This window comes from Vibrio sp. TRT 21S02 (genome assembly GCF_050113675.1).
Lineage (GTDB): Bacteria > Pseudomonadota > Gammaproteobacteria > Enterobacterales > Vibrionaceae > Vibrio.
The window spans coordinates 1-2,669 of record NZ_JBNJOI010000050.1 but is presented as its reverse complement, the minus strand read 5'-3'; the positions used below and the strand labels follow the sequence as shown (position 1 = coordinate 2,669).

Below are 2,669 nucleotides of genomic sequence, written 5' to 3'. Positions count from 1 at the left end.
ACAATTCCGTCAGGAAGGCGTGTACTTAAAATCAGGCTCATAACAAGGCGTTTAAGGCGGACTCACAACGCTTTGCGCTCTCAGTTTAAGTTGAATTTAGTGTTTAAGGTGCAATGGTTTAAGTTTGGTGGTTGGCGTTGTTCACCACTTAACGCGGCGTTATACAAAACTGGAAGATAACAACATGATACGAAAGATAAGACCGATTCTAATTTTAAGTATTTGCGTGGTTTTCATGATGGCTGGAGCTGCAAATCAAGGTATTACTGGTTTTATTTTTTCTCTGCCTTTTGTAGGACTGTTCATTTATAAATTAAAGGCTTTTTCTGTAAAAGCTAAGATAGTATCAGTTATTACTGCGGCTTTTCTCATTGCTCCATTAGCTTGGAACCATGAAAAAAACAAAATTATTTATCCTTGGCTTGGAGATGAATTTATAGCGAGTTGTGGTTGGGAGGCAATAAAATATGAAAAAAAATTTACAGGATATAGCTACACAACGTTAGTGCCTAGAGGTGCTGAAATATACGAGAAATATGTAATTAGTAGGGACCCAATTCCTTGTGATGTCCCATGGAAGCTAACTCGTGTATTAGTAATGTATCCGTCTCTTGCTACAACTTATTATCCTGTATTTTCAATAGCGGGTTATGAAGCAGTGATATCAGGCTATGAGCTAAATAATGCGTTTGAGTCTCAATTGATCATGCACCATCAAATAAGTTCCTCTTATGAGCTTCAATCTAAATGGACGAACTATTTAAGTGCTTTAATGATGTGGCCAGCAATCCCAATGTGGTTACAGTCATTAGCCATGTACTTTTTTGTATAACAAAGCATTTAAGAGTGACTCACAACGCTTGGTGATTTCAGTTTAAACTTGGTTTTGGTGATTAAGGTGCAGTGGTTTAGGTGAGGTGTTTAGCGTTGTTCGCACCTTAATGCGGCGTTATGTGTCAGAGAGGTATTTTGCTCTCGAATAAGACTCTATACTCATATTAGTCGGTGCAATAAGTTCTAATTTAAAAGACTGGGGCAACTATGGCTATTGTAAGAAAAATGGAAAAATTGACTCTTGAACGCGATTCTAGTCATTCTGAGGTAAACGCTACATATACAGTAGTGCTTGGTGACAATGGAGAGAAATATCTTCAAGTTGATACATATGGTTCAGCGAAACGACAGGAAACGGGTAAAAAGAGTCAATCAATCCGCTTCTCTCCAGAAGCACTTGAGCAGCTAAAAAGTATCATCTCTGCACTTTGAGTTACACATAACAAAGCGTTTAAGACAGATTCGCAACGCTCGGCATTTTCAGTTCAGGTCGAGTTTTGTGTTTACGGTGTAATGGTTTAGGTTAGGTCGAGGCGTCGCTCACTACTTAACGCGGCGTTAGCCGTCAATATGACATTGATAACAACGGAGGTTAGAAATGAACGAAAAAGAATTGTATTTGTCTGCGATGAACAATCGAGAGAAGATAGACTTTTCTTTACAAGGTATTGAGCAATATGAGCTGTTGCTTGCAGCCTACAGTAGTTGTGGCGATGGTTTTGCCAACGCAATTGGCTATTGCTTACAAATTAGAGAAGGCGATGGAGATGTTGGCTCTGACAATCAAGTTTTCTTGCGCCATGCCGATGGCACCATTCGCGTCCATCATCAGCAAGCATTTTATCGGGTATCAGATATCGATAAAGCCAAGGTTTTGTCGTTATTTAAGGTTCAACCACCAGACGAAAGCAGTGATTTAGAGCTGACTTGTCCAAATGGCATTAAGGGAGTGGGGTTTAGAATCAAATTAGAGCCAGACTGCTACTCATAAAAAACGGCTAACAAACAATTCAACAGTGATTCGCAACGCTTGGCGCTCTCACTTCGGGTTGACTTTAGTGTTTACGGCGCAGTATTCAAGTTCAGTGTATGCGCTGCTCACACGTTAATTGGGCGTTAGGCTATATGGATAGATCTATGTATTGCTTTCACTCTTAATTTATATCAATAATTTATATACTTGTTATTATTCTAGACCTTTATTCCTCCTAAATCAGGTTAAGAAGGGGAGTCTGGAACTTATGAGTTTAACGATGATTAATAATTTGAAAGGCGAATTTGAAGGCCCAAAAGATGCGAAGAAAACACTAAAATTCACATTCTTCATTTGTTGCATACCTCTTGCGTTGTTGTCTTTGCTTCAAATATTTGCCACTGATATTGTTATTGAAGCTGCAGGTGGGGATGGATCTTATTTATATGTTGCATATGCTTTAAATATGGTATTCCCCATACTGGGAGCTTTTATATTAAAGGAAAAAATTTGGGCTGCAAATCTTGCCTGTTTTTTGCACGTCGCAGGCTTAATTACTATGTACTTTCTTGATGGTTCAGTACCAGGATTCTTAGCTGTCATCCAACTCTTATTTTTCGTAAGTGCGATTCGAGCAGTTAATTATTTGAATATGCAACAATCATAGCCTAACAAAGCATTTAAGAGTGACTCACAACGCTTGGCGATCTCAGTTTAAATTTTGTTTTAGTGTTTAAGGTGCAATGGTTTAGGTTAGGTGTTTAGCGTTGTTCACACCTTAATGCGGCGTTAGGCGACGGGCAGAAAAGTTCTTTGTTCTCATCTTCTTAGTTTTCTCTGAGCATTCGTTTTTCTATGTCGG

The 2,669-nt window shown here is 38.8% G+C and carries 4 protein-coding genes; all 4 read left to right on the top strand.

The annotated features are described in order from the left end of the window. The first annotated feature begins 184 nt into the window (after positions 1–184). Positions 185–832 (top strand): hypothetical protein, encoded by a 648-nt coding sequence (locus ACQEXU_RS21820; RefSeq protein ID WP_427012285.1) that lies wholly within the window; start codon positions 185–187, stop codon positions 830–832. A gap of 209 nt (positions 833–1,041) precedes the next feature. Beyond that, on the top strand, positions 1,042–1,266 hold the full coding sequence (locus ACQEXU_RS21815; RefSeq protein WP_140205510.1) for a methionyl-tRNA formyltransferase: 225 nt from the start codon (positions 1,042–1,044) through the stop codon (positions 1,264–1,266). 166 nt (positions 1,267–1,432) lie between these two features. Continuing rightward, a complete protein-coding gene (locus ACQEXU_RS21810) occupies positions 1,433–1,825 on the top strand; it encodes a hypothetical protein (protein ID WP_427012284.1) in 393 nt (130 codons plus the stop codon). Between the two features lie 250 nt (positions 1,826–2,075). Further along, entirely contained in the window at positions 2,076–2,474 is a 399-nt protein-coding gene (locus tag ACQEXU_RS21805) for a hypothetical protein (protein ID WP_367989472.1), read from the top strand. The last annotated feature ends 195 nt before the right edge of the window (positions 2,475–2,669 follow it).

Bases quoted from the DNA above. Each gene is read 5' to 3' on its own strand.
- ACQEXU_RS21820 (WP_427012285.1), top strand. From the start codon at position 185: ATGATACGAAAGATAAGACCGATTCTAATTTTAAGTATTTGCGTGGTT.
- ACQEXU_RS21815 (WP_140205510.1), top strand. From the start codon at position 1,042: ATGGCTATTGTAAGAAAAATGGAAAAATTGACTCTTGAACGCGATTCT.
- ACQEXU_RS21810 (WP_427012284.1), top strand. From the start codon at position 1,433: ATGAACGAAAAAGAATTGTATTTGTCTGCGATGAACAATCGAGAGAAG.
- ACQEXU_RS21805 (WP_367989472.1), top strand. From the start codon at position 2,076: ATGAGTTTAACGATGATTAATAATTTGAAAGGCGAATTTGAAGGCCCA.